This window comes from Peribacillus frigoritolerans (assembly GCF_001636405.1).
Lineage (GTDB): Bacteria > Bacillota > Bacilli > Bacillales > DSM-1321 > Peribacillus > Peribacillus frigoritolerans.
The window spans coordinates 867,107-891,701 of record NZ_KV440950.1 but is presented as its reverse complement, the minus strand read 5'-3'; the positions used below and the strand labels follow the sequence as shown (position 1 = coordinate 891,701).

General features: G+C 44.0%; 18 protein-coding genes and 1 other annotated feature. Of the genes, 10 read left to right on the top strand and 8 right to left on the bottom strand.

The window, feature by feature from the left end:
• Nucleotides 1–231: 231 nt before the first annotated feature.
• On the top strand, nt 232–798 hold the full coding sequence (locus A6755_RS04360; RefSeq protein WP_063589864.1) for a sugar O-acetyltransferase: 567 nt from the start codon (nt 232–234) through the stop codon (nt 796–798).
• Nucleotides 799–834: 36 nt separating this feature from the next.
• Here A6755_RS04360 and A6755_RS04355 read toward each other — a convergent pair whose 3' ends face one another.
• A complete protein-coding gene (locus A6755_RS04355) occupies nt 835–1,479 on the bottom strand; it encodes an SDR family oxidoreductase (protein WP_063592425.1) in 645 nt (214 codons plus the stop codon).
• Between the two features lie 358 nt (nt 1,480–1,837).
• On the opposite strand from A6755_RS04355, the gene A6755_RS04350 reads away from it, so the two are divergent.
• From A6755_RS04350 to A6755_RS04340, 3 genes are all read left to right on the top strand, one after another.
• The gene (locus A6755_RS04350) at nt 1,838–2,101 is read left to right on the top strand and encodes a CD3324 family protein (RefSeq protein ID WP_063589863.1); all 264 of its coding nucleotides are present in this window, start codon (nt 1,838–1,840) and stop codon (nt 2,099–2,101) included.
• Nucleotides 2,102–2,246: 145 nt separating this feature from the next.
• Entirely contained in the window at nt 2,247–2,882 is a 636-nt protein-coding gene (locus A6755_RS04345) for a FusB/FusC family EF-G-binding protein (protein WP_034310600.1), read from the top strand.
• 89 nt (nt 2,883–2,971) lie between these two features.
• Nucleotides 2,972–3,568: an MEDS domain-containing protein gene (locus A6755_RS04340; RefSeq protein WP_244889630.1), complete on the top strand. Its 597-nt coding sequence runs from the start codon at nt 2,972–2,974 to the stop codon at nt 3,566–3,568.
• A 385-nt stretch (nt 3,569–3,953) separates the two neighbouring features.
• On the opposite strand, the gene gltD is transcribed toward A6755_RS04340, so the two are convergent.
• Both gltD and gltB read right to left on the bottom strand, forming a co-directional pair.
• The gene (gltD, locus tag A6755_RS04335) at nt 3,954–5,435 is read right to left on the bottom strand and encodes a glutamate synthase small subunit (protein WP_057279166.1); all 1,482 of its coding nucleotides are present in this window, start codon (nt 5,433–5,435) and stop codon (nt 3,954–3,956) included.
• Nucleotides 5,436–5,451: 16 nt separating this feature from the next.
• Nucleotides 5,452–10,002 carry a glutamate synthase large subunit gene (gene gltB / locus A6755_RS04330; RefSeq protein WP_063589862.1) on the bottom strand — a complete coding sequence of 1,517 codons (4,551 nt, stop codon included), beginning with the start codon at nt 10,000–10,002 and terminating at the stop codon, nt 5,452–5,454.
• Between the two features lie 133 nt (nt 10,003–10,135).
• Here gltB and gltC point away from each other — a divergent pair, with 133 nt between their 5' ends.
• From gltC to A6755_RS04315, 3 genes are all read left to right on the top strand, one after another.
• Nucleotides 10,136–11,038 carry a glutamate biosynthesis transcriptional regulator GltC gene (gltC, locus tag A6755_RS04325; RefSeq protein ID WP_063589861.1) on the top strand — a complete coding sequence of 301 codons (903 nt, stop codon included), beginning with the start codon at nt 10,136–10,138 and terminating at the stop codon, nt 11,036–11,038.
• Nucleotides 11,039–11,169: 131 nt separating this feature from the next.
• Nucleotides 11,170–11,664 (top strand): spore coat protein, encoded by a 495-nt coding sequence (locus A6755_RS04320; protein WP_063589860.1) that lies wholly within the window; start codon nt 11,170–11,172, stop codon nt 11,662–11,664.
• A gap of 129 nt (nt 11,665–11,793) precedes the next feature.
• A complete protein-coding gene (locus tag A6755_RS04315; RefSeq protein WP_063589859.1) occupies nt 11,794–12,393 on the top strand; it encodes a hypothetical protein in 600 nt (199 codons plus the stop codon).
• Between the two features lie 1,015 nt (nt 12,394–13,408).
• On the opposite strand, the gene A6755_RS04310 is transcribed toward A6755_RS04315, so the two are convergent.
• From A6755_RS04310 to A6755_RS04295, 4 genes are all read right to left on the bottom strand, one after another.
• A complete protein-coding gene (locus tag A6755_RS04310; RefSeq protein ID WP_063589858.1) occupies nt 13,409–16,576 on the bottom strand; it encodes a S8 family peptidase in 3,168 nt (1,055 codons plus the stop codon).
• A 336-nt stretch (nt 16,577–16,912) separates the two neighbouring features.
• Nucleotides 16,913–19,327 (bottom strand): leucine--tRNA ligase, encoded by a 2,415-nt coding sequence (leuS, locus tag A6755_RS04305; RefSeq protein WP_063589857.1) that lies wholly within the window; start codon nt 19,325–19,327, stop codon nt 16,913–16,915.
• Between the two features lie 53 nt (nt 19,328–19,380).
• Nucleotides 19,381–19,611, bottom strand: a binding site (T-box leader).
• Between the two features lie 150 nt (nt 19,612–19,761).
• Nucleotides 19,762–20,025 carry a DUF2524 family protein gene (locus A6755_RS04300; protein ID WP_034310579.1) on the bottom strand — a complete coding sequence of 88 codons (264 nt, stop codon included), beginning with the start codon at nt 20,023–20,025 and terminating at the stop codon, nt 19,762–19,764.
• A 96-nt stretch (nt 20,026–20,121) separates the two neighbouring features.
• Nucleotides 20,122–20,628: an SMI1/KNR4 family protein gene (locus tag A6755_RS04295; protein ID WP_052137365.1), complete on the bottom strand. Its 507-nt coding sequence runs from the start codon at nt 20,626–20,628 to the stop codon at nt 20,122–20,124.
• 168 nt (nt 20,629–20,796) lie between these two features.
• Here A6755_RS04295 and mnmL point away from each other — a divergent pair, with 168 nt between their 5' ends.
• The 3 genes from mnmL to A6755_RS04275 all read left to right on the top strand — a co-directional run bounded on the left by mnmL (nt 20,797) and on the right by A6755_RS04275 (nt 23,632).
• Entirely contained in the window at nt 20,797–21,756 is a 960-nt protein-coding gene (gene mnmL / locus A6755_RS04290; protein WP_063589856.1) for a tRNA modification radical SAM protein MnmL/YtqA, read from the top strand.
• Entirely contained in the window at nt 21,753–22,325 is a 573-nt protein-coding gene (gene mnmM, locus A6755_RS04285) for a tRNA 5-(aminomethyl)-2-thiouridylate-methyltransferase MnmM (protein WP_063589855.1), read from the top strand. Before mnmL ends, mnmM begins: the two co-directional genes overlap by 4 nt.
• Before the next feature lie 911 nt (nt 22,326–23,236).
• The gene (locus A6755_RS04275) at nt 23,237–23,632 is read left to right on the top strand and encodes a hypothetical protein (RefSeq protein WP_063589853.1); all 396 of its coding nucleotides are present in this window, start codon (nt 23,237–23,239) and stop codon (nt 23,630–23,632) included.
• Between the two features lie 63 nt (nt 23,633–23,695).
• On the opposite strand, the gene A6755_RS04270 is transcribed toward A6755_RS04275, so the two are convergent.
• Nucleotides 23,696–24,499, bottom strand: a complete 804-nt coding sequence (locus A6755_RS04270; protein WP_034310569.1) for an alpha/beta hydrolase — start codon at nt 24,497–24,499, stop codon at nt 23,696–23,698.
• Nucleotides 24,500–24,595 lie beyond the last annotated feature (96 nt).

The window sequence follows — 24,595 nt, the reverse complement described above, 5'->3', positions numbered from 1 at the left end:
TCCATAACTCTTCTTACTATAAAATCCGGCGGAACGTTTGTCAAAGCTATTTCATTCATTATTCGGAAAAATCTTTCTTTTCTAACTTCTTTTTTAAAAAACGAGAGAAGCATTTAGATACAACAGAAAAGTTGAGTAAAAAGTACTGCAATTTATTTTGCAGGAAAAATGTTTTAATATTCAGATATTATTTCAAACTATATAAAAAAAAAAAAAACAGGAGGCGCATACATGAATACTGAAAAAGAAAAGATGGTGAGCGGGAAACCTTACATCGCCGCTGATCCGGAATTAATCAGAGATAGTGAAAATGCCAGAAGGTTGACCCGGTTATACAATCAGACAACGGAAAGCGAAGGGGATGAACGGACCGCACTGCTGAAACGGCTTTTAGGTTCCACTGGGCTAAATGTATATATTGAACCCACTTTCCGTTGTGACTATGGATACAATATTTCTGTCGGGGAAAATTTTTATGCTAATTTTGATTGTGTCATTTTGGATGTTTGCGAAGTGAAAATTGGCAGGGACTGCATGTTGGCTCCCGGAGTGCATATCTATACAGCTACACATCCGCTGGATCCCTTTGAACGCAGTTCTGGAGTGGAATACGGAAAACCGGTTACGATAGGGGATCATGTATGGATTGGAGGAAGGGCCATCATCAATCCTGGCGTTACAATAGGGAGTCATTCCGTCGTCGCCTCAGGGGCCGTCGTAACAAAGGATGTTCCTGAAGGCGTTGTTGTCGCTGGAAACCCAGCGAAGGTCATCAAGCATATCGAAGGAATTAAATAAGCAGAGACCACTGAGTGGCCCTGCCCCTGTTTTACGTTAAATTTTCCTCAAGGCTTCCGCGATTGCAGTATCGCCAGAGATTAAATCAAATGAACGCTTATAGGTATTTTCATCGGTCAATGAAGCAAGGATCGTTCGAGCCACATCTTCACGGGCAATCGAGCCTCTTTCCAATTCCTCGGCGGCGGTCACTTTGCCCGTTCCCGGTTCATTAACCAGACCGCCAGGCCGAATGATCGTATAATTTAAATCGCTTTGTAACAATGCCCTATCCGCATAGTGCTTGGCCACATAATAGGGTTTGATGGCTTCATTCCAGTTTTCGCGATTATTGGCCTGAAAAGCACTCACCATGATGAATCGGTCGATTCCCAAGATTTCTGCCGCTTCAATCGTTTTAACTGCACCATCCAGATCAATCAACAGCGTTTGATCAGCACCGGTGCTACCCCCGGACCCTGCTGTGAACACGATGGCATTGCAGCCTTTTGCCGCATTGGCAATCTCATCCACTGATCCAGTTAAACTGACGACTGCAGATTCAATTCCATTTTTCTTAAAATGCTCACTTTGTTCTTCTTTGCGAACCATTGCCCGTACACTATGATCCGGGCTGTCTTTTAATAAGTCTACAAGATGTTTACCGATCTGCCCATTTGCCCCAACTACGAATACTTTCATAAAGTCAGCTCCCATAATGTTTAGTTTGGTTTCCCTCCAAATTATTTCATGGACTCAGAACATTATCAAACAATTAGCCCGACGATTCAGCTTTAACATTGGAAAAAGTTTGGCAACTCACCCTATTCTATTTTATAATAAGAACAACACGTGTTCTTCAGAAACACAAAGGGGAGGTGTAAAGATGGCAATACGAATGTTAATGCCACCTTCTGCAGCGTCTCATGCAAAGCCTAGTATTGGAGGCGATACTTTGCATGGGGTTGAATTAAGCTAAATTAATCGCCCGCCTTATCATTTCTAATATTCGGCTTTGCACCTTATTTCATTCTTAATAAAGAATAAGGGGCTGGCAGAAATGAAATATGTAAAAGCGACGGCCGTTTTACCTGAAAAGCTGATCGTTGAAATTCAAAAGTATGTGCAAGGTGAAACCATATATATCCCTAAACCCGAAAAAGCCCATCACAAATGGGGAACCCGTTCGGGATCAAGGGAATTGATCGATGACCGAAATGCCTCTATAAAATATGCTTTCAAAGACGGGCATTCCATCCATCAATTAGCCGAGGAATATTTTCTCTCCGCGGAAACCATCAAGAAAATCGTATATTCTAAATAAAGATTACACGGGTAGCACTGATAATGATATCAGTGCTATTTGTATGCCGAGTATGTTTCTTAGTCGTTTCCCCCCTTTTAAAGCAGATGCAATTTATGTAAAGTAAAGAGAAACGGTAACACTTGAAGAAACAGGAGTGAAGAAAATGGAACCTTTTATCAGGAGCGAGCAGTATAACTTCATAAAATCCCAAACACAAATTCTCATAAATGGACACGCGACTGCCAACGATAAGGATGTGATCAACACCCTGAAAACAGTCGCCAAAGAAAGGGTACTAAGCTTATTCAGTGACTTGAGCGAAGAGCAAAAACAACTGCTGGACCCAGTGGATACCATCAAAGATCCCGCACAAGCCGAAGCCTTTCTACTACAGGTGAAGCCATTTGTGATACCATTTAAAGAAGTAACCGAAAAAACGATAAAAAAACTATTTCCTAAAGCAAAGAAATTAAAAACCCCTTTGTTGGAAAACATCGATTTGAGAGAGATTTCATACCTGGGATGGGATGATGTCGGATCCGGAAAGAAATTCATCATTGCCCCCCATCATCATAAACTCACCGGATTGCATGGAACCATTAAACCTGCCAACAAAAAAGGGATCTGTGCCATATGCAGCCGCTTTGAAGAAGTAGGGATGTTCATGTCTGAAACAAAAGGAACCGTCCAAGGGACATTCATTAAAAAAGGGAATTATATTTGTCTGGACAGTATGAAATGCAACCAGAACATAACCACTTTGGATAAAATGACCGACCTGATCGAACGGCTGAAATAAAACGGAAAAGCAATCCTTCAATGGAGAAGGATTGCTTTTTGCCCTTGTTAAAAAACTCTCATTTTGTCCTGCTATGGAATTCTAGTATAATGGAAACGATACATGAAAGAAGGATTGATATATTGAAAAGCAAAATGAATCAGTTGTTCGAAGACCAAAAAAATGTTCATGTGCTATATTCCTATAATCAAATGGAAAATTACATTAAACAAGTTTTAAGTTATATCCAAGATGGCATCATGGCGGGGGATTACGTCATTCTTGTTGAAAATGACCGTATTTACCCCATTATCCATAAAGAACTAAGCACTCGGTTAACAAAAGATCAAATGAAGCTCCTTCACTTTGTGAACAACTTCGATTTCTATTGCTCAAGCGGCAGTTATCATCCTCCTGCAATCGAAGAATACTTTAATAAAACGGTTCAGCCCTATGTCAAAAATAAAATCTCTTTCCGATCATGGGCACATGTGGAATGGGCAACCTTGGAAGAGCCCCTGCATATCATAGAGGAATTTGAGAGAACAGTAGACAAAGCTGTAAATCTGCTGTCATTTCCATTAATTTGTGCGTACAAAGGTGAGAGGATGCCAGAATACCTGAAAACCATTTTACTGGAAACACATCCTTATGTTCTAGAAGACGATGATATCACCATCTGTGAACAATACTTGCCATCTGTTTGAAATAATACACTTACACGCTTAGGATTCCCCTAAGCGTGTTGTTTTCCATTGCATTTTAATGATTACTAACAACTTGTTGTGAATTCCTTGTATATTTAAGCCGGAATATTGTTAGTTATGAGCTTATACTCGTGAGTTTTGTACATTAACTCGTGAGTTTCGGCGTTTTACTCGTGAATTCCGGGGATTTACTCGTGAGTTTCGACGTTTTACTCGTGAATTCCGGGCATTTACTCGTGAGTTTCGACGTTTTACTCGTGAATTCCGGGCATTTACTCGTGAGTTTCGACGCTTTACTCGTGAATTCCGGGCATTTACTCGTGAGTACATATTTCCCACCACAGAAAAAAAAGAAGCGCCATAATGGCACTTCTTTTTTAAAAATTTAAGGCAATACGGTTGCGCCCATCAAGTAGCGGTCCACTTCTCTTGCCACTTCTCGGCCTTCATTGATTGCCCAAACGATGAGGCTTTGCCCTCTTCTTGCATCTCCGGCAGCGAAAACCCCTTCGACATTCGTTCTGTATTCGCCATAGACGGCATCAATTTTTTGATTGACTGTTTCTACGCCAAATTGAGTTAATAGCGGCATTTCCGTTCCTTCAAATCCGATTGCGATGAAAACGAATTGTGCAGGCCATACTTTTTCAGTTCCTGGAACTTCCCTGAAAATGTACATTCCGTCATCGCCTTTGATTTTTTCCATGGAGATTGTGTGCAGTTCTTTAACGTTGCCATTTTCATCGGCGACGATTTTTTTTGTTTGGATTGAATATTGACGCGGATCTGCACCGAATTTCGCTTCCGCTTCTTCATACGCATAATCAAGGGAAAAGACATTCGGGTAGGCCGGCCACATATTATCAGATGTACGGGCCGTGGGAAGGATTGGATGCTTCCCGAATTGTACGACGCTCTTACATCCCTGGCGAAGGGCAGTCGCGACACAGTCAGCTCCTGTATCCCCGCCGCCGATGACGATGACATCCTTCCCCTTTGTGTCGATGAACTTGCCGTCTTCAAAATTGGAGTCCAACAGGCTTTTAGTCGATGTAGTCAAGTAATCCATTGCAAGGTGAATGCCTGATGCCCCGCGTCCTTCAATTACCAGGTCACGCTGCTTTTGGGCACCTGTGCAAAGGATGACTGCATCATACTGATCTTGCAGTTCTTCAGCTGTTATATCTTTGCCTACTTCTGTATTGGTAATGAAATCGATGCCTTCCTGGGTCAATAATTTGATTCGGCGTGCAACGATATCCTTTTCAAGTTTCATGTTCGGGATTCCGTATGTCAACAGCCCGCCTGCACGGTCTGAGCGCTCATAAACCGTGACCGAATGACCTGCTTGATTCAACTGGTCGGCACTCGCCATTCCTGCCGGGCCTGAACCGATGATGGCAATTTTCTTGCCGGTCCTGCTTTCAGGGATGCGAGGCGTTATCCAGCCATTTTCAAATCCTTTATCGATGATGGTCCGTTCTATGTTCTTGATGGTAACGGCAGGATCGCTTATCGCTACCGTACAAGACCCTTCACATGGGGCCGGGCAGACGCGCCCGGTGAATTCAGGGAAATTATTCGTTTTCGATAAACGGTCCAATGCTTCTTTCCATCTGCCGCGGTACACCAAATCATTCCACTCCGGAATAAGGTTATGAATCGGACAGCCCGTAGTGACTCGGTTCAATTCCATGCCCATATGGCAGAAAGGGGTGGCGCAGTCCATACACCGCGCTCCCTGTGTACTTAACTTTTCGTCAGAGAAAGGAGCTGTATACTCTCTCCAGTCGTTTAAACGAGTGAGAGGATTCCGGTCTTTTGGTTTTTCTCGCGGATAATCCATAAATCCTGTTGCTTTTCCCATCTTTCTCTCCCCTTCCTTACTGCATCACAGCTTGTTTAGTGACTTTTTTATCTTGAATGGCATTTGCTTGGAATGCACTCATGATCGCTTTTTCATCCGATAGCCCTGCACGCTTCTGCTCATTGATGCTTTTGATCATCCGTTTGTAATCTTTCGGAATGACTTTTACGAATTTCTTGGCGAAATCCTCCCAGTTCTCCAGTACATACGATGCTTTGGCACTTTCAGTATAATGAAGGTGGCTGTAAAGCATTTCTTTTACCTCTTTGGCATCATCCATATCATCAAGCGTCTCGAATTCTATCATTTCACCATTGCATAATGCCTTGAATTCTTCTGCATCATCAGCAAGTACATAAGCGATGCCGCCTGACATGCCTGCCGCAAAGTTTTTGCCGACGTCACCCAGAATGACCACGCGTCCGCCTGTCATATACTCACAGCCATGGTCTCCTATTCCTTCAACGACGACATTGACTCCACTGTTCCGTACGGCAAATCTTTCTCCCGCACGCCCATTAATGTAGGCCTCGCCGCTTGTTGCACCATATAAGGCGATATTTCCGGCAATTACATTGTCCCCGGCCTCGATCTGATTGCCAGAAGGTGCCGTGACAATGATCTTCCCGCCAGATAAGCCTTTCCCAACATAGTCATTCACATCACCAGTCAAATACATCGACATCCCCTTTGGAATGAACGCACCGAAGCTCTGGCCCGCCGATCCTGTAAAACGAAGTGTGATCGTATCTTCAGGCAACCCTTCCTCACCGTAGCGTTTGGATACTTCACTGCCGACAATCGTTCCGACCACACGGTTCACATTGGTAATCGGGAAGCTGACATCCACCTGGGTTTGGTCATTTAAAGCAGGCTCCACAACAGGTAAAATTTCACGGATATCCAAAGATTCTTCTATTTTATGGTTTTGCGGAAGTTGATACGTACGAATCCCCTCCGGTTGGAAAAGAAGTGTCGTCAAGTCCAGATGCTTCGCTTTCCAATGGTTTTGCGCCCGCTCGCTCACTTGTAAAACATCAGTGCGGCCGACCATTTCTTCCAGTGTTCTAAAGCCAAGCTCAGCCATCGTTTCCCGGACCTCCTCAGCGATGAAGCGCATGAAATTCACGACATGATCCGCATCTCCAGTGAATTTGCTGCGAAGTTCAGGGTTTTGGGTAGCTACCCCGACAGGACATGTATCCAAATGGCAAGCACGCATCATGACACAGCCTAGGACCACAAGCGGTGCTGTAGCAAAGCCGAATTCTTCCGCTCCAAGGATAGCTGCCATGACCACATCGCGTCCCGTCATTAACTTCCCATCCGTTTCAAGGACGACACGGCTGCGCAGGCCATTCAGCATCAATGTTTGGTGTGCTTCGGCAAGACCCAGCTCCCAAGGAAGACCCGTATGTTTGATACTCGTTTTTGGTGATGCACCCGTACCGCCATCATACCCGCTGATAACGATGACATCTGCGGCTCCTTTGGCCACGCCGGCTGCGATTGTGCCTACGCCTGCTTTTGACACAAGCTTGACGCTGATCCTGGCATCACGGTTCGCATTTTTCAAATCATGGATCAGCTGTGCCAAATCTTCAATCGAATAGATATCGTGATGCGGAGGCGGTGAAATCAGGCCGACACCCGGTGTGGAACCGCGGACCTCTGCAACCCAAGGATATACTTTGTTTCCGGGCAGTTGGCCGCCTTCACCCGGCTTAGCACCTTGAGCCATTTTGATTTGAAGTTCATCGGCATTAACAAGGTAATGGCTTTTCACTCCAAAACGGCCGGACGCAATTTGTTTAATACCGCTGCGGCGATTATCGCCGTTTTCATCCAGTTGGTAACGGCTAGGATGCTCCCCGCCTTCACCGCTATTGCTTTTTCCGCCTAAACGGTTCATCGCGATCGCTAATGTTTCATGTGCTTCCTGACTCAATGAACCGAATGACATCGCGCCCGTTTTGAATCGGCTGACGATGGATTCCACGGATTCCACTTCATCTATTGAAATGCTTTGGCGTTTTTGATCGAACGAGAATAAATTCCGTAAAAACCCAAGTCTCTCTTCATTCGCCAAGTGAGAATATTGCTTAAATAAATTATAATCGCCTTTCCGGCACGCCCATTGCAATGTATGGATCGTTTTAGGATTGAAAGCATGATGTTCCCCTGTTTTTCTCCATTGAAAATCACTTCCGCTTTCAAGTGTTTCATCAAGGGAATCGGCTGCAGCTTTCCTATGGCGAATCAACGCTTCATCTGCGATCGTTACCAAATCGATTCCACTAAGCTGCGATGCCGTACCGCTGAAATAGCGTTCGATCACATCAGCACCGATTCCGACCGCTTCGAAAATTTGTGCGCCGCGATAACTTTGAATCGTTGAAATCCCCATTTTCGACATCACTTTTACGATGCCTTCTGTCACAGAGCTTACATATTTCCTTACCGTTTCTTCGTAGCTGGTGGCCAAACTGCCTTCCAATACCGCCTGCTTATATGTTTCATAGGCAAGATACGGGTAAATCGCATCCACTCCATACCCGATTAGGGATGCATAATGATGGACTTCCCTTGCTTCCCCCGATTCAACGATAATGCTCACCTTCGTACGGTTACCATGGCGGATCAGCTCTTGATGAAGGGCGCTCGCAGCCAGCAGGGAAGGAATCGCAGCTTTTTCCTTGCTCATATCCTTGTCAGATAATATCAAAAGGCTGACACCATCAGCGATCGCTTGTTCCGCTTCACGGCAGATGCGATCGAGTTCACTCTCTAAATCTTCTGAAAATAAAGTGTGAATGACTTTGCTCCTGAATTCAGGGTAGGCATTTTCTTTCAACTGCTGCATTTGACCCGGCGTCAAAACAGGCGAATCCAATTGAATGCGGCGGCTGTTCGTTTCATCCGGCTTCAGCAAATCTCCTTCCGCACCGAGAAATGTCATCGTTGACGTGACGATCTGTTCACGCAGCGAATCGATCGGCGGATTGGTTACCTGTGCAAAAGATTGCTTGAAATAGTTGAAAAGCGATTGCGGGCGATCTGATAAGACCGCTAACGGAATGTCATTGCCCATGCTGCCCAGTGGATCTTTGCCTTCGTTAATGACCGGCAGTAAATACTTTTGGACATCTTCATATGTGTATCCGAACGCTTTTTGCCTGAATAATAAATCATTCAAAGGCTCCCCTTCGAGCACAGGTTCTTCGTCACTTAATTGAACAAGCTGGTCGTCCAGCCATTGCTGGTATGGATTTTCCTGGGCCATTTCCGACTTGATCTCTTCATCGGAAACAATACGGCCTTCCTCTAAATCTATTAAAAGCATTCTGCCTGGACTTAAACGATCTTTATATAATACATTCTCCGGCTCCACATCGATCACGCCGACTTCAGAGGAGAAAATGATGTAATCATCTTTTGTTACATAATACCTTGCCGGCCTTAAACCATTTCGATCAAGTATGGCACCGATTTGCTTGCCATTCGTAAAGGATATGGCCGTCGGTCCATCCCATGGCTCCATGAGCATGCTATGATATTCGTAAAATGCTTTCTTTTCCTTCGTCATATGCGGATTTTCCGTCCACGGTTCAGGAATGAGCATCATCGCCGCATGTGCTGGTTTACGCCCGGCAAGCACGAAGAATTCAAGTGCATTATCAAGAATCGAGGAATCACTGCCGTCTATATCCAGAATAGGCAGGACCTTTTGCAGGTCATCCCCGAATGCTTCCGAAACAAACTGCTGCTCACGCGCTTTCATCCAATTCACATTGCCTCTAAGCGTATTGATTTCACCATTATGGATCAGGTAACGGTTCGGATGTGCCCGTTCCCAGCTAGGAAAAGTATTCGTACTGAAGCGGGAATGCACTAAAGCGAAAGCGGAAACGAAAGACTCCTGTTGGAGATCAAGATAAAAAGCATCCACCTGCTCTGGCGTCAACAATCCTTTGTATACGATCGTAGCACTTGAAAGGCTGGCAAAATAAAAACGATTTCCGCGTTCCCGGGCCCAGTTTTCAGCTTGTTTTCTGATAACGAACAATTTGCGCTCAAAAGCTAAATCATCGGTCATCTCTACGCTTGCCCCGATGAATACTTGGCGGATCGTCGGACATGTCTCCTTGCCGACCTCCCCGATTTTCGTTGCATCAACAGGAACCGTTCTCCAGCCTAATAACGTTTGGCCCTCTTGTTCGATAAATGCATTCAAACGAGCTTCGATTTCATTCCGTTCATCATCATTGTTAGAGAAAAAGAGCATGCCTACACCATAGCGTCCTTTTGCCGGCAAATTCATTTCCGGGCATGCCAGCCTGAAATATTCATCAGGAATCTGTACCATTAATCCTGCGCCATCTCCTGTAAGGGGATCGCTGCCTTGTCCGCCGCGATGATCTAATTGGCACAGCATATTCAGTCCTTGTTTGACGATGTCATGTGTAGCAAGCCCTTTTAAATGAGCGTATAAACCGATCCCACATGCATCATGTTCAAATTCAGGATGGTAGAGCCCTTGTGCTTTTGGTATTTGATTGTATGTCATATTAATCGCCCCCATCGTATTCTTACACCGTTATGTCACTTACATTTATTCTAGGTTTTCAAATCGATATAAACAATATATAATTCTAGTAGAATCCATCTCAATTTGAGATGAATGGTAGGAGGATGAATAAATGGAACTACGACAATTACGTTATTTTGTTGAAGTCGCCGAGAGGGAACACGTCTCAGAAGCCGCAGAGCACCTGCATATCGCACAATCAGCAATCAGCCGGCAAATCTCCAGACTGGAAGATGAGCTTGGCGTACTTTTATTCGAGAAAATCGGCCGGAATATCCAGTTAACTCCAATTGGTAAAATTTTCTTGATTCATGCCAAAACTGCGATACAGGCGATTGAATATGCCAAATATCAAATTGAGGAGTTTTTGGACCCTGAACACGGAAGCATTAAAATCGGGTTCCCGACCAGCCTCTCCACCCATTTACTGCCTACCGTCATTTCCGCTTTTAAAGATGAGCAGCCGAATATCGGCTTCCACTTAAGACAGGGATCTTATTCCTCTTTAAAGGAAGCTGTCAAAAATCGCGAAATCGGATTAGCCTTCCTTGGACCGATCCCGACAAACGATCCAGATATCGAGGGTCATATCCTGTTCACGGAAAACATATCCGCTTTACTGCCAATCACTCACCCATTGGCTGATAGGAAGAGTGTGCGCCTAAGTGATTTAAGAAATGATCCCTTCGTCTTGTTTCCAAAAGGATATATCTTTCACACTATCGCTCTCGAAGCGTGCAAAGCAGCCGGTTTCACACCGAACATCGCCTCGGAAGGTGAAGACATGGATTCCATAAAAGGGCTCGTTTCTGCAGGAATCGGAGTCAGTCTGCTCCCTGACAGTACCTTTTATGAAGTCATTCCAAGACTCACTGTCAAGATCCCGATCGATACGCCCGAAGTCAAACGGACGGTCGGCATCATCACTCCTAAAAACAGGGACTTGGCTCCATCAGAAAAACTTTTTTACCAATTTGCCAAAAAGTTCTTCTCTGTTCTCGAACAATATCAATAAAACTTGGCCTTCAAAACTGTTAATGGAAATTGAAGATGGGACAGATCTCCCATAAATATTTCACTAGACAACTTACCTATAGCCCACTGAACGAATAATGTATCAAGATTATTCGTTCAGGAGGAAATTACATGCAACCCACCCATTCACATCTTGCTTGGCATGAAACACTCGAGCTTCATGAGTTGGTCGCAGCCCAGTCCAATGCCCTTATGAAATTCAAAAAAGCTTATCCAAAAATAAAAGACCCCATTCTAAAAACGATATACAAGCAAACGATCGACACCCTTACCCAAAACATCATGGAGCTGCTGCAATTTTACCCGTTGACGCCTAAAACGGGCAGGGATGACGATGCATCAAGAGATGACGCATCGGCCGCCGCTGCCGGGGAATTGCTGGGCTTTGCCAAATCATCTATCAAAAATTACGCAATGGCGATTACGGAAACAGCCACCCCTTCCCTTCGAAAGGTATTTAAGAAACATTTAAATGGAGCCATCGATACCCATGCCAAGATTTTCAACTACCTTTATGAAAGAAATCTCTATCCTGCTTACGACTTGAACCAATTGCTTCAAAATGACGTCGATGTTGCCAATAAGGCTCTTTCCCAACCTTTCTAAACGCAAAAAAAGGCAAGCATACCGATCGCTCGCCTTTTTTGCCGTGTTCCGATTCCGTTTTTCAATATAATGTTATAATATATAAGAATTGGATTTAATTAGGTCAATAGTATTCAAGAGGTGATAATCATGAAAAAGATCATTTTATCCATCATCCTATCCTTGCTCTCATTTTCTTTAGTTGCCTGTAAGGCCGATGAGCCAAAATCCGAGAATATCCTTTCAGTACCTGAGCTGACAGCAAGGGAAAAGGCCATCCTGGAGAATTCAAGTGAACATTCCTTTCTTATCGATTTCAGTGTGGATGATACATACAAGGAGATGTCCGTCTGGGTCGAAAAATATGAATTTGGCAAACTTGTCGAACCTGAAATGGGACGCATGACAACGGGGATTGAAAAGAATGGGACAATCATCTTTACGACATCGAAAACGGATGATGACCAAAAACGATCGATGTTCAACGTCAGCATTCAAAACGATGATGGTACGGATACGGTTACTTATCCTGAAACCATTGATGAAATGGATTCCAGCGTATGGGGCAGTGCTGGCAAATTCAAAATAAACAGCACAAACAAGCTTGCATTGGCGAGTATATGTTACTCAAGCGGAAATGAAGGCATACGCTCACTTTCCACTGATTTTTATGGTGATATGGAAGGACATATGGACGAGTTGAAGGAATACAATGCGGTCTACCTCCTGAGAAGTGAATTCACTAAATGAGCTGACAAATTAAAGGGGCAAGTTAAATCGAACATGCCCCTGCATTGTTCTTTCATTCCGCCCTATTTACCGCATCAAGACCTCCCCTTTCAGTCATCTCCCTAGCCTTACAGTAATCCCAATTAGCCGCCCGACGAAATACATATATATTCTGCATCAAGCTAGATAAAAACTCATGCTTTAAGAGCAATTCAATATCGAAGTGGTGGAATTAGCGGATCCAAAAGCATATGAGAGTCCCCCAAGAGCTGACTCCCATAAATTCACATCCTCTTATTATTCTCATCTATATTAGTGAATTATTTAAAGTCTTTCACTTCTAAATTAATACCATCTACTTTATCTTTGATACATTAGTTAAAAACGATCATTTAATGTTTGTCACAATTAATTCGACATCCATAAAAAGGGGGTTGAAGAAAGAGGCATTTGGGTGTAATCTTTAAAAATAAAAAACGGAAAGAAGATATTTAATTGAAGAAAATCCTCCTCCTCTTTGCAGCAGTAGTCATTGCAAGCTCTCTCGGACATCAAATAAACGGCGGATATATGGACCCTCGAAAATCCCGCCCTAGGTATATACATTTAAAATAAGGAATCATTTATAAAAGATTGATTCTTATAATGCATTAAACTGTTAATGTTAACATTTTTAGCACATAGTAAGAGATTTGGATTTAAGCAGGAAGTTACCCCAAACGCTCATTCCCAGACTCAACCGAAAGCGTTCCTAACCCAATTGAGAAAGCTAAAATAATACCTTATGCTATTACTCTCCCTTTTTTCATTATATTTCCTCCTGATATTTATTATTGAACAGATTAATGACGTAAGAACGGCGAGTACATGAGGTTTCAGAATTAAAACACGAAGCTCCAGATCTGAATCATGCTATGACAACGCACAGGCACAAGACACGCTCATGACAAAAACACCGCATATCATCGAGCGGTGTTTTCATTCGTTTTCTCACAAAAAAAAGCCGTTTAACATGTAAGTTAAACGGCCTTCACTGCTATTTAGATTTTTTCACTGTTACTTTTGTTGCTTTTCCTGTATTGCCCGCTTTGTCTTTTGCTGAGACGTATAATGCGGACCCTGCTTTTTTCTTGCTGATTTTGACGGAGAAGTTCCCCTTACTATCAGCTTTTGCCGTTCCGATGTTTTTATTGCTATGCTTCACGGTAACGGTTGAACCGATTTCCGCTTTACCTGTTACTTTTGTTGCTTTGTCGTTTACTTCATTCACCTTTGGTGCTCCTGGAGCCGTTTTATCTTTAACGATTACTTTTGCAGCTTTTCCTGTATTGCCCGCTTTGTCTTTTGCTGAGACGTATAATGCGGACCCTGCTTTTTTCTTGCTGATTTTGATGGAGAAGTTCCCCTTACTATCAGCTTTTGCCGTTCCGATGTTTTTATTGCTGTGCTTCACGGTAACGGTTGAACCGATTTCCGCTTTACCAGTTACTGAAGTAGCTTTATCGCTTACTTCATTCACTTTCGGTGCATCCGGGGCGGTTTTATCGAGAACCGTTATGGTTGCCGCCTTGCTTTCACGTTTTGCTAAGTCTGTAGCCGTGACTGAAAGTTTAGTTCCGGCCTTTTGCTTGCTGATTTTCACTTTGAAGTTCCCTTTGCTATCCGTGTTACCTGAACCAATCACTTTTTTGGCACTATTTTTGATCGAGATTTTCATGTCCGCTTGCGATTGACCCATTACATACGTATCTTTGTCACTTAAAGCTTTGACAGTTGGCTTGTTAGGGGTTGCACCCTTATTCACGAATACTTTGATTGAAGATACTGCTAGTTTGGAAGAATCAGAGATATTCACAGTAAGCAGCTGCGCAGCTTTTTGGACCGGAATCGTAACGCTGAACGTTCCGTTGGCTGACGCCGTTCCTTTACCAAGCGTTTTGCTTCCGCTTTTCACTTCGATCACTGACCCTTTTTTAGCTGAACCAGTCAGTTTTGTTTGCGTATCCATCACAAGATTGACTTTAGCATTCAAGTCCACTGCACTAAGTGCACTGTACGCATTCAATCTTCCGTATCCAGAGACTAAATCTTTTCCGACAGGAAGTTCTTCTTCCGGTATGATGATTTCGCCATCTTCCGGTACATAGTCCTCATAAGGGTCTACATTATCTTCTTCTTCAAAAGCGACATATTCCGATGTCCCATGAAGGATTTCCCTTACTTCATTCACTTTCAACCCAGGGTTTCCGGATAATAATAAGGCTGCGGCTGCCGCAACATGGGGAGTTGCCATTGATGTACCATCCATGTAAGTAACATTCCCGTTAGGCACAAGGCTTGGTATGGCTGTCCCTGGTGCGACCATGTCCAACTTCGATCCATAATTGGAATAATCGGATACTAAATCAAGGGCATTGGTTGCACCGACGGATATGGCGTATTTTGATGATGCAGGATAAGAAAGACCTTCCATCCCATCATTACCGCTTGCCACGACAACCATTACATTCTTGGCAGCGGCATGTTTCAGGGCATATTCAATCGTCCTGCTATATTCTCCGCCCAAGCTAAGGTTTATGACCTTTGCACCATGATCCACGGCATATTTAATGCCTAGTGCAATTTTCTCATTGTCTCCAAATCCTGAAGAGTCCAAGACCTTCACAGGCATGATTTTAGCTACCGGATTGATTCCTTGCATGGAATAACCGTTATCTGCTTTGGCAGCGATGATTCCGGATACATGTGTACCATGTCCATTGTCATCGATTGCTTTTTCTTTCTTATCGATGAAATTCTTACCTGACTCCATTTCAACGACACTCTGTAGATCCGCAAGTGAATCATCGACACCTGTGTCGATAACCGCTACCAACGTATCTTTTAAATTGCGTTTCTTGATAAGGTTCTGCAGTTTTTCGTTATCGATGTCCGCTCCCTTTACGCCTTCTTCCCCGCCGGCGTTATTCAAAGACCATTGATACGGTGATTGAATGTCGGCAGAAAGTGCCTTGTACGTTTTTACCGCTTCGATATATTCCACTTCTGGAAGTTTTTCGATACCGGATAGAGCTGCTGTGCTCATTTTAGCTTGGTTCTTTAACTCGACGACATACATATCATCATACAGAACCTCTTGTTGCTTAGGTGCCGATAATGTTCCATATCCTTTTCCACTTATCTTGGATTGGACAGCGCTTAATGACTTCCCAGGTTTAAGTTTGACGATATATTTGTTCTTTACATTTTTCGAAGCAGGAAGTTCGACTCCCGCTTTGCTTGCAATATCGACGATCCTCTCACCTGCAAGCTTATCAAGATTGATTTTCTTTGCAATGGCGTCCATATCCTTTTTCAATCCGGCCGGAGCAACGTCTGCCGACTTTTTGAATAAGGCCTTGATCGCTTCTTGCTGCTTGTTACTAATGACTGCCGTACTGCTCGCTCCATTTTCATTAAGATCCTCAATAAGCGGCTTAATCTCGACTAAGTGATTATAAACGGCTTCCCTTGCCGTTTTATTACCAGCCAGGTGAAGGGCCAGGAATGGCGAAGCTTTATAGTATAAAGAGGAAAGGGTGCGTCCCTCAGACGACTTCGTGAGAACTTCATCTCTAAACACGCGGAGTGTTTTTAACATGGATTCTCCCGTTTTCTTATCGTTTACACTCACTTCAACCGGGCAAGATTCAAGCTCCTCCCCTTCGTCCCCGGCAGATGGCGGCAATGTTACTGAATGCGCATTGATGGAGTATTCAGCTACATTTTCCGCATCCGGAATGGGATTTCCCTCATCATCCGTATCGCCGAAATATTCAACTTTAACATAATATGTGCCTTCCCATGCATATGGGAAATCGACTACAGCTTTTTCATCAGGATAAGCAGAGACCATATAATTGCTCTCATCTTTTTCTGCTTTTTCTTTATCTTGATATACGGAGATATTCAAGATTTTGTCCGAATTGACTTCGAACTCAATATGGGAGAACTTTTGTACTTCTTCTGTTGTGGGACTGATTTGGTACCATTGAACATCCGGTTTTTCAAACTTTCCGTCCAGAGTGTCCCCATTTTTAATCGTTTTTACATTTTCAATGGGTGCTGCAACTGCTGCTTGAGAATTCAGTGGAACCATCAAGCTGAAAATCAGTGCAAAAATTAGTGCAAACGCCGTAATTCGACTCACATTCTTAAATTTCACGGTTTTCCCTCCAATAATTGGTTAAAAAAATATAGTACTATACCAAACTATCACACTGTAAAATTTTATCAACCAATTTTTTTCCTTTTTTATGTCAAATGCTTGATTTATTTGGCCAAAGAGCTGAAAAATGATTCGCATGAACCAATTAAGCAAGTCATTTACGTTCCGATTTCCTCTCATGACGATAGTAGATGTCCATTTGGCAGATTGATCGCTAATAGAGTTAAATCGGTGAGTATCCTAACATGACCTTTTTCCTATAATCAGCCAATGCCACGAAAAAAAGCTGTCCCCGCAGTAAAAATATGCGGGACAGCTTCCGATCATTTTTATTTAGTTTGCGACGATATTGACTAATTTGCCTGGTACGGCAATCACTTTACGAATGGTTTTCCCATCGATTTGTTCTTTGATGGAATCATCACCCATCGCGATTTCTTCCAGTTTTTCTCTCGTAGTGTCAGTCGGCACCATTAATTTCGCTTTGACTTTTCCGTTGATTTGGATGACGATTTCGACTTCGTTATCCACTAACTTCGCTTCGTCGAAAGCCGGCCATGTTCCGTACGTGATGCTCTCGGAATGGCCCAGTTTAGACCAAAGCTCCTCGGCGATATGCGGTGCAACTGGTGCAAGCAGCTTTACGAATCCTTCGATATACACCTTAGGAAGCGAATCCGCTTTATAAGCATCATTAATGAATACCATCAATTGTGAAATCGCCGTATTGAATTTCAATTCCTCATAGTTCTCGGTCACTTTTTTAACCGTTTGATGATAGACTTTTTCGAGCTTGCCCGTGTCATCCGTCTCTGTCATCTTATCTGTGATCGTCCCGTCATCGTTGACTAATAAACGCCAGATACGGTCAAGGAATCTGCGGGAACCGTCCAATCCGTTTGTGGACCAGGCAATCGAAGCATCCAATGGCCCCATGAACATTTCGTACATGCGAAGTGTATCGGCACCATGGCTTTCCACGATATCATCCGGGTTCACGACGTTCCCTTTGGATTTACTCATTTTTTCATTATTCTCACCAAGGATCATTCCTTGGTTAAATAGGTTCTGGAACGGTTCCTTCGTTGGCACGACACCGATATCGTACAGGAACTTATGCCAGAAACGAGCGTAAAGCAAGTGAAGCACCGCATGCTCAGCGCCGCCAATATAAATGTCGACCGGCATCCATTCTTTTAATTTTTCAGGATCGGCAAGCGCTTCTTTGTTATCCGGATCGATATAACGAAGGAAGTACCAGCTGCTTCCTGCCCACTGCGGCATCGTATTCGTCTCACGGCGTCCTTTGCGTCCGTTTTCATCCGTTACATTCACCCATTCCGATATGTTCGCAAGTGGTGATTCTCCTGTCCCCGAAGGCTTGATGTCCGTAGTTTTCGGTAAAATCAATGGAAGTTCTTCTTCCTTCACTGGAGACATCGTGCCGTCTTCCCAATGGATGATTGGAATCGGTTCACCCCAGTAACGCTGACGGCTGAATAACCAGTCGCGAAGGCGATATGTTATTTTCTTCGTGCCGATTTCTTTTTCTTCCAGCCATTTGATCATGGTCGAAATGGCTTCTTCCTTATTCAACCCATCAAGGAATTCCGAATTCACATGCAGTCCATCGCCTGTATATGCTTCACTTGTCACGTCTCCGCCAGCTACGACTTCCTTGATCGGCAAGTCGAACTTTACTGCGAATTCATAATCTCGCTCATCATGGGCAGGAACGGCCATGATTGCTCCTGTTCCGTAGCTGATCAACACATAATCGGCAATCCAGATCGGCATTTTTTCGCCGTTTACCGGGTTAATTGCATAAGCCCCCGTGAACACGCCTGATTTATCCTTTGCCAAGTCTGTTCTTTCCAAGTCGCTTTTATGTTTCACTTCATCCAAATAGGCTTCAACTGCCGCACTTTGATCAGCCGTCGTAATTTTATCGACAAACGGATGCTCAGGTGCCAATACGGCATATGTTGCACCGAATAACGTATCCGGACGAGTCGTGAACACCGTGAATGTTTCATCAAAGCCATCGATATTGAATGTAACCTCCGCTCCCTCGGAACGGCCAATCCAGTTACGCTGCATATCCTTGATGTTTTCCGGCCAATCCACATCATTCAGATCGTCGATTAAACGGTCTGCATACGCCGTGATACGAAGCATCCACTGTTTCATTGGGCGGCGCTCAACAGGATGGCCTCCACGCTCACTTTTCCCATCGATGACTTCTTCATTCGCCAATACCGTGCCAAGTGCCGGACACCAGTTAACGGCCACTTCATCAATATAGGCAAGGCCCTTTTCATATAATTTCAAGAAAATCCATTGCGTCCATTTGTAATAGCCGGGATCTGTCGTGTTTATTTCACGATCCCAGTCATAAGAAAAACCAAGGGCTTTGATTTGGCGGCGGAACGTGTTGATGTTGTGCTCCGTGAATTCAGCTGGATCATTTCCCGTATCGATCGCATATTGCTCTGCCGGAAGTCCAAAGGCGTCCCACCCGATCGGATGCAATACATTATACCCCTGTGCCCGTTTCATCCGTGCCAGGATGTCGCTTGCCGTATAACCTTCCGGGTGCCCCACATGAAGACCGGCCCCTGAAGGATATGGGAACATATCCAGCGCGTAGAATTTGCGTTTGCCGCTATCTTCACCCGTTTTGAATGTCTTATTGCCTTCCCAATACTTTTGCCATTTCGTTTCTATGCTTCTATGGTCAAAACTCATATGATTTCCTCCTAATTTCCGTTTAAAAAACAATAAAAAACCCCTCATCCCAAAATAGGGACGAGAGGATTATGTATATCTTCCCGCGGTACCACCCACATTGGCGATAGCTAAAATCCGCCCAGCTTAAAACATCCGTAACATGGATTGAAACGCCAGGCATTACTTATTAATTCACACCCGGGACTCCAAGGCGAGTTCGCGACCGTCCCAGGTTGACTTGCACCACCCGTCAACTCTCTTTACTGGTTTAAACCGCTACTATTCCTCATCATAGTCTTTATGAGAATATTGATTTTATTTCATTCTAGTCAATTTCACCGATAATTGCAATAGCCGTACATAAACATTATCGACAGGTTTTTCATTATATATGCGAATTCAGGAAAATTCGTGCAAAAAAGGGAGCTATTCATAGCTCCCCCTGCTTCCATTTAATGTCGCAGTAAAATCATTTCATTCCTCAATTCGTTCAACTGCTGCTTCATCCGCGAAAGCATTTCCCGTTGCTGGTCATTCGAACTGGCATACAATCGTTCCATATCCGTCAAAGCCTCTTCGATATACCTTTGCGAATTTTGAAATTGTTCATCATCATAATGCTCCTGCCGTGAGGCCTCGTTAAATTCAAACTCTGCAAAATGGAGAGCCCCTTCACATTGCTCTAAAAAATGATCGACGGATTGTCTGGTTGCCATTTCAAACCCTCTCCTTCGCGTCTCATTTGGATGATTCGGAATCATCTTTTCTAGTTTGAGCAAATAACGGGAGGATTATCATTTTTTTTTGAGCAATCAACCTTTATCCCAAAACTTCTCACCTTGATGGGAAATGAACTGCTCAATCCATTCGGCAAAGCCCATATGGAGCTTCTCGCCTTCTTCAAAATCATCGATATGGCCTTTTACCATTAAATACTCCTTATCGCCTTTGGCGACGGCTTCCCCATCGATCACAATATTATCTTGATAAATGCAGGCCACTTTATAGCATCCCTCGTAGGAATTTTCATATGTGTAATTAATAATATCATCCAAGCTGTATAAATCGTTTTCCCCGCCTGATTCCACATTATCGAACAGACGGCATCCATTGGTTATTTTTAAAAACTCCTTATAATCCTCAGGCAGAAGCAGTCCGGTTTTCTTTTCAAAGGAATGAATTTGTTCATCCGAAGCAGGTGAATTGAAGGTGCAAGTGGCTTTGTATGTGAACCCATCTTCATTTACTTCGATCACCTGATTATTTTCGGCTAATTTCTTTTTCATTTGTTTGATCGCTTCTTCAACTTGACCGGTCATGTCCATCAGCTCCCGATTGGATATAGTCATTCAAAGATAAACTGGAAATAGCGGCAAAATATTTAGCCTTCAAGTATACAGTATACGCTTATTTTTCAAAAAAAGACCTGGCTGCGAGAATGTTGTATAATATATGTTGCGCTTTATTTTATTTAGGAGGTTGCTGATTTGAATCAAGCAAACCCGTTTATATATGCAACGGACAACAAACGATATCATACATGGAATTACCACCTGAGAGAACATTTTGGACATAAGGTCTTTAAAGTTGCCCTGGATGGCGGTTTTGACTGTCCGAACCGTGATGGCACCGTCGCACATGGCGGCTGTACCTTCTGCAGTGCCTCAGGCTCTGGTGACTTCGCTGGCAGCAGGGTTGAACCCTTGGACGTCCAGTTTAAGAAAATCAGCGAACGGATGCACCATAAATGGAAAGATGGAAAATATATGGCCTATTTCCAAGCATTCACGAATACGCATGCACCCGTGGCAGAGCTTCGCGAGAAATATGAAAGTGTATTGACCCAGGAAGGTGTCGTCGGACTCTCCATCGCGACACGCCCGGATTGCCTTCCAGATGATGTAGTCGAGTATTTAGCGGAATTGAACGAACGCACTTACCTTTGGGTCGAGCTGGGTCTCCAGACGGTCCATGAAAAGACAGCGGCGATGATCAACCGCGCCCATGACTTCGATTGCTACAAAGAAGGCGTCGATAAACTGCGCAAACATGGCATCCGTGTCTGCTCCCATATCATCAATGGCCTGCCTCAGGAAGATTACGGCATGATGATGGAAACAGCCCGTGAAGTCGCCAAACTCGATGTGCAGGGGATAAAGATCCATTTACTTCATCTATTAAAAGGGACACCGATGGTCAAACAATATGAAAAAGGCCTGCTCGAGTTTCTTGACCGTGACGATTATGTCAGCCTTGTATGTGACCAGCTGGAAATAATCCCTCCAGAAATGATCGTTCACCGCATTACTGGTGACGGTCCGATCGATTTGATGATCGGTCCAATGTGGAGCGTCAATAAATGGGATGTCCTGAATGCCATTGACGCCGAACTGAAACGCCGCAACAGCTGGCAGGGGAAAAATCATCACATGGAGGTACAATCATGAAGCTAGATCGAATTTTGCCTTTCGCCAGGATTCTGCTGGAAAAAGCGGTCCGCCCCGGGGATATAACCATAGATGGCACGATGGGCAACGGCTTTGATACCGTCTTTCTTGCAGGACTTACAGGTATAGACGGACATGTCTATAGTTTTGATATTCAAAAAGAAGCGATTGAAACCACAACGGCAAAACTGAACGCCGAGAATTTACAAGAGCACTGCACCCTCATTCACGATGGGCATGAACATTTAAGCAAATATATCAGGAAAGAACATTCCGGAAAGGTCACAGGCGCCATCTTCAACCTGGGCTACCTACCTGGCGGAGACAAATCAATCATCACCCAAGCCGAGACGACGATATCAGCCATTGAACAGCTGTTCGAACTGCTGGCGCCTGAAGGCATCATCATCCTCGTCATATACCATGGTCATCCAGGGGGATCGGCAGAACGTGATGCATTGATGGATTATGTAGAGAACTTCCCTCAACAGAAAGCCCATATCTTGAGATACGGGTTCATCAACCAAGCAAACAATCCGCCATTCATTATCGCGATTGAAAAGAGATGATAAATCTGACACCGTTCTATTCGAACGGTGTTCATTTGTAGACAAAAGCGGTTTTATCTAAATTTTGATTAGAGCGGGTGTGCAAGACTCCACACGAAAAGCGCGTCAGGGGAGACCCAACGGCGCTGATGGCGGACAGCCCACGGAGAAGCGAGTGCCTTTAGGGGAAATCAACTTTCAAAATTTACAAACCGTAAAAAATCTATAGGCAAGGTTTTATCTAATTTCAAAACAAAGTTGATCGGAACGGAAGGTGCGAGACTCCTGCGGGAAAAGCGAGTCGAGGGGAGACCCCGCAGGCGCAAAAGCCCCGAGGGCGGACCGCCCGCGGAAAGCGAGTGCCTGCAGTGGAAAACGACGTTCGAGATTTTACAACCCGCATAAAAACTACAGACAAGGTTTTATCTAATTTCAAAACAAAGTTGATCGGAACGGAAGGTGCGCGACTCCTGCGGGAAAAGCGAGTCGAGGGGAGACCCCGCAGGCGCAAAAGCCCCGAGGGCGGACCGCCCGCGGAAAGCGAGTGCCTGCAGTGGAAATCGACGTTCGAGATTTTACAACCCTCATAAAAACTTCAGACAAGGTTTTATCTAATTTCAAAACAAAGTTGATTGGAACGGAAGGTGCGAGACTCCTGCGGGAAAAGCGAGTCGAGGGGAGACCCCGCAGGCGCAAAAGCCCCGAGGGCGGACCGCCCGCGGAAAGCGAGTGCCTGGAGTGGAAATCGACGTTCGAGATTTTACAAACCCTCATAAAAACTGTAGACAAACATCTACAGTCTGAACACCGTTCTATAAGAACGGTGTTTTTTCAATCCGAACTCGCAGGCAGCAGAATGACCAATCTTAACTTTTTGAATTTTTCGTCTTTAATGATTATAATGATAGAAAATAGATAAGAGGGTGCAGAAAATGGAACATTTGCCTACTTCATTAATGACGGATATATTGACTGAAAAAATCAAAAGGGATTCAAGCGAGCAATACGGGGATTTTGTCAGCTCGCTCAACTCGTTGACAGAAGAACAAAAAACCATAGAGGGCCTCAAACAATTTGACCATTATTTTGATAAGTTCCTGCCACAGCTCGATTTAATGATTTCCACCCAAAACCATGAAGCGATTATGAATATGAAAGCGACGCTTTTGGACCTATTCGCCAATGACTTGACCTTCAAATCCATTTATCTCCTATCCACTGCATTATCCAACAAAAAGGAACTTCCTCATTTGAACCAATTTATGTACCCGGTTTCTTTCTGGGCACCGGTCATCAAGTCGAACGAATTGCTTAAAAACGCAGGCTGATCCAAAAAAACTGCCGAAGGCTAACTTCGGCAGTTTTTCATTTATCCTGAAGTATGTACGGAATCAAACGACATACCCTAATATCTTTAAACGGTTTTCAACAAAACTCAGTGCATATTGAAATACATCATCACGCTCCGGTTCATTGAAGATTTCATGATAAAGCTTCGGCCATTCCTTATATTGCTTTTCACTGGCCAAATTATAATTGAACCACTCACGAACCGCCTTCTTGTTCACGATTCGGTCATCTCCGCCCTGCATCACCAAAAGCGGAACATCCTGAAATTCAGGAATCTCTTCAAAAGCATCCTTCATAGCCTGTGCAAGCTCGCGATACCAGCGAACCGAAACCTTTGTGATATATAAGGTATCGTTTCTATCGGATTCACGAATTTCCGCACTTCTCGTCGCCATTTCAGGTGTCAATCCGGAATCCACCCTGAACTGAGGCATAACGATGTTCAAACCATGCGAGAGCATTGTAAGGAACTTCCGCGGCTTCGTCACGAGGCCCAAGCAAGGAGAAGAAAGAATCACCCCTGCAATGTCCCATTCCTCTTCCTGAAGAAGGCGTATCGAAATCAAACCGCCCATGCTGTGTCCAAGTAAAAAGACCGGCAACGAATATTCATAAGCCTCTTCTATCCAGCTTTTCACTTCGTCCAAATACTCATCAAAGGAATCGATATGTCCCCGGTAGGCGCGAGTAGTCATACCCTGCCCAGGAAGGTCGCCCATGACGACATGGTATCCAGCCGAAAGCCACATTTGTGTTACCCACTTATAACGTCCGTGATGTTCCATTGCCCCATGAATGATGACAATGACGCCCTTTGCGTCTCCTTCTGTCTCCCATTTCCACATTCGAAATCCCCCTTTCACTTTTCACTTGTTGTGTACGATCCATGATAGTTGAAATAATATATATAAATTATAACCATATTCGTGATTTTCGACAAA

Excerpts from the sequence above, each read along its gene's own strand:
- mnmM (WP_063589855.1), top strand. The coding sequence starts at position 21,753 with ATGAAGCTAGATCGAATTTTGCCTTTCGCCAGGATTCTGCTGGAAAAA.
- gltD (WP_057279166.1), bottom strand. The coding sequence starts at position 5,435 with ATGGGAAAAGCAACAGGATTTATGGATTATCCGCGAGAAAAACCAAAA.
- A6755_RS04300 (WP_034310579.1), bottom strand. The coding sequence starts at position 20,025 with ATGGCAACCAGACAATCCGTCGATCATTTTTTAGAGCAATGTGAAGGG.
- gltB (WP_063589862.1), bottom strand. The coding sequence starts at position 10,002 with ATGACATACAATCAAATACCAAAAGCACAAGGGCTCTACCATCCTGAA.
- A6755_RS04295 (WP_052137365.1), bottom strand. The coding sequence starts at position 20,628 with ATGACCGGTCAAGTTGAAGAAGCGATCAAACAAATGAAAAAGAAATTA.
- A6755_RS04340 (WP_244889630.1), top strand. The coding sequence starts at position 2,972 with ATGGAAACGATACATGAAAGAAGGATTGATATATTGAAAAGCAAAATG.
- A6755_RS04315 (WP_063589859.1), top strand. The coding sequence starts at position 11,794 with ATGAAAAAGATCATTTTATCCATCATCCTATCCTTGCTCTCATTTTCT.
- A6755_RS04270 (WP_034310569.1), bottom strand. The coding sequence starts at position 24,499 with ATGTGGAAATGGGAGACAGAAGGAGACGCAAAGGGCGTCATTGTCATC.
- A6755_RS04275 (WP_063589853.1), top strand. The coding sequence starts at position 23,237 with ATGGAACATTTGCCTACTTCATTAATGACGGATATATTGACTGAAAAA.
- gltC (WP_063589861.1), top strand. The coding sequence starts at position 10,136 with ATGGAACTACGACAATTACGTTATTTTGTTGAAGTCGCCGAGAGGGAA.
- A6755_RS04345 (WP_034310600.1), top strand. The coding sequence starts at position 2,247 with ATGGAACCTTTTATCAGGAGCGAGCAGTATAACTTCATAAAATCCCAA.
- A6755_RS04320 (WP_063589860.1), top strand. The coding sequence starts at position 11,170 with ATGCAACCCACCCATTCACATCTTGCTTGGCATGAAACACTCGAGCTT.
- leuS (WP_063589857.1), bottom strand. The coding sequence starts at position 19,327 with ATGAGTTTTGACCATAGAAGCATAGAAACGAAATGGCAAAAGTATTGG.
- A6755_RS04350 (WP_063589863.1), top strand. The coding sequence starts at position 1,838 with ATGAAATATGTAAAAGCGACGGCCGTTTTACCTGAAAAGCTGATCGTT.
- A6755_RS04355 (WP_063592425.1), bottom strand. The coding sequence starts at position 1,479 with ATGAAAGTATTCGTAGTTGGGGCAAATGGGCAGATCGGTAAACATCTT.
- A6755_RS04360 (WP_063589864.1), top strand. The coding sequence starts at position 232 with ATGAATACTGAAAAAGAAAAGATGGTGAGCGGGAAACCTTACATCGCC.